2 protein-coding genes are annotated in these 2,410 nt (G+C 66.7%); both read right to left on the bottom strand.

Annotation, left to right across the window (positions count from 1 at the left end):
- Positions 1 to 62: 62 nt before the first annotated feature.
- Positions 63 to 914 carry an IS21-like element helper ATPase IstB gene (gene istB, locus SKC41_RS31665; RefSeq protein ID WP_330981546.1) on the bottom strand — a complete coding sequence of 284 codons (852 nt, stop codon included), beginning with the start codon at positions 912 to 914 and terminating at the stop codon, positions 63 to 65.
- Complete coding sequence (locus SKC41_RS31660) at positions 911 to 2,272, bottom strand: Mu transposase domain-containing protein (RefSeq protein ID WP_330981545.1); 1,362 nt, start codon at positions 2,270 to 2,272, stop codon at positions 911 to 913. The genes istB and SKC41_RS31660 overlap by 4 nt, the downstream gene beginning before the upstream one ends.
- Positions 2,273 to 2,410 lie beyond the last annotated feature (138 nt).

Here is a 2,410-nt window from a genome sequence, read left to right as displayed (position 1 = left end):
TGATCGCGCTCATCGAAAATCCCCAGGTGTGCTCGCCGAAATTCCTCACCTGTGAGCAGCGGTCAGTGTAGTGCTTGGCGGTTTCCAGTGGTGGTTCGGCGCAGGGTTTCGGCGGCGGCCTGGTGGTCGCGTAGGCGGTAGGACTCGCCGTCGAGGTTGATGACCACCGAGCGGTGCAGCAGGCGATCGAGCATGGCGGCCGCGACGGTGGTGTCGCCCAGGATCTCGCCCCACGCACCCACACCGCGGTTGGTGGTGATGACGATGCTGGTCTTCAAATACCGTTGGGAGACAACCTGAAACAATGCCGAAGCGGCTTCGGCGGGCAACGGAAGATACCCCAGTTCATCGATCACCAACAGCGTCGGTCCGGCGTAGAACCGCATGGTGGTAGCCCAGCGTCCCTCGATCGCGGCACGATGACACCGTGCAGCCAGATCCGTGGCGGTGGTGAAGTAGGTGCGGTAGCCGGCATGTGCTGCGGCCCTTGCCAATCCGACCGACAAGTGCGTCTTTCCTGTTCCCGGCGGACCGACGAGCAAAATGTTGGTCGCCGACTCCAGATAGCGGCACGTGCCCAGCTCGTCGATCAACTTGCGATCGATCCCGGCGGCGGCATCGACATCGAAATCGGTCAGCGTAGCCGGGGTGGGCAGGCAGGCGAACCGCAAGCGGCCGGCCAGCCGACGGGCCGTGGACGCCTCGACCTCGACGGCCAGCAACCGCTCCAACGCGACGGTCAGCGACAGCCCCTCAGCGGCGGCCTGGTCCAGAACGGCGGGCAGGGCTTCGGCGGCAGCGGCCAGTTTGAGCTCGCCCAGATGCGAGCGCAGTTGCTGATAGCGACTCGCCGCCGCCGCCGGGGATTCCTCGTTCGTACTGGTGGTCTTCGGGGTGCGTGCAGTGGGGGTCATTGGATGGTCCTGTTCTGTGCGGCCCGCTCATATACGGACAGATCGATGACGGTGGACTCGGTAGACGGAGTTGAAGTTTCAATTCCGGTGGTGGATGGCTGCTTGAGTTGAAGCAGTTGCGCGGCAGCGGCTTTGGCTGCCGGCCCGGGTGGGATGCGTTCCTTGCGGCGGTGCGGACGACCGGTTGCTGCGGTGGCCATCGCCACGGCATCCAGGGCGATGACATGGCCGCTGTCACGCACCATCACCCCAAGCCCGTCAGCGGCCATCCGGTGGCGGGCGATCACGATCCCGCTCATCGTCGCGATATCGCAGAACGCACCGCCGACCGGATGGGACACCACCACGTTGGCGGCGGCGAGCTCCGGGGGCACCGAGTAGCGGTTGCCGCGGTAGGACACCAACGCCTGGCGCGAGGCGGTGCGGGCCTCTGCCACGATCACCGGATACGGCACCGCCGGCACCGGCTGCAAAGGTTCGGCTTTGGCCACCACGGCGACCGAGGACCGGCCATCGGCAGTGGCCCGCAGCCGGGTGTCGCCCCGCACCCGGGCGAAGCGATCCAGGCTCACCTGAGCCGCCTCGACAGTCATGTCATCGGCCAGGGTGCGCCACCAGCGCTGCGCAGCGGTGTGATTGACCTTCTCCACCACACCCTTGCGATTGCCGCGCCGCGACGGACAGATGGCCACCGAGACGCCGTAATGCTTGGCCACCCCGGCGAACGACGCAGTCACCCGACCGCTGCCCGGGTCGCAGACCGTGGCCATCCGATCGAACCGCCACACCCTGCTCACCCCACCCAGACCACGGGTGACGCGATCCAGCCCCGCAACCAGGTGCGGCTGATCCTCGCTCGGCGCCAAAAAGCCGCGCCACTTACCCGAATGCGCCAGCGAGCCGACCAACAGGTGCGCGGTCTTGCCCCAGCCCCACGAGGCCGGTGGATCGGGCAATTCCAGCCAGTCCCATTGAGTTTCGTCCCCAGGCACGTGTGGGATCACCGCGTTCGGCCGTTGGGTGGCCGTGCGGCAGGCCTCACAGACCGGGCGCAGATCGCGGGCGCGGATGTTGCGGGTCAGGCTCTGATACGACAGCCCGAACCCCAGGTCTTCGAGTTCGTCGAACAGGGTGCGGGCCCACAGGTGCGGGTCCTCGGTCAGCCGCGCGGTGACGTAGCCGACGAACGCATCGAACGGATCCGGTTCGGGCCGGGCACGCACCCCCGGCTTACCGTCACCAGCCAGATACTTGCGGACCGTCTTGCGGTCGAAACCGGTGTGGCGGGCGATCGCCGAGATCGTCCAACCACGCTTGGCCAGGGCATGTACTTCCACATCGTCCTCCCATGTGAGCATGAGAAAGCGGGCCTCCTTCGGGCAGTGCTGCAGGCGCCAGACACCAGCAGCATCGAAGGAGGCCCGCCCTTCTCGGCGGAGCCACACGGGTGGGGAATTTCGATGAGCGTCAGTGGGGAATTTCAGTGAGCGCGGTCA

Source organism: Mycobacterium sp. 050128, assembly GCF_036409155.1.
GTDB lineage: Bacteria > Actinomycetota > Actinomycetes > Mycobacteriales > Mycobacteriaceae > Mycobacterium.
Note: the sequence above shows the minus strand (reverse complement) of the source record. Positions and strands in the feature narration are given on the sequence as shown.

Excerpts from the sequence above, each read along its gene's own strand:
- SKC41_RS31660 (WP_330981545.1), bottom strand. The coding sequence starts at position 2,272 with ATGCTCACATGGGAGGACGATGTGGAAGTACATGCCCTGGCCAAGCGT.
- istB (WP_330981546.1), bottom strand. The coding sequence starts at position 914 with ATGACCCCCACTGCACGCACCCCGAAGACCACCAGTACGAACGAGGAA.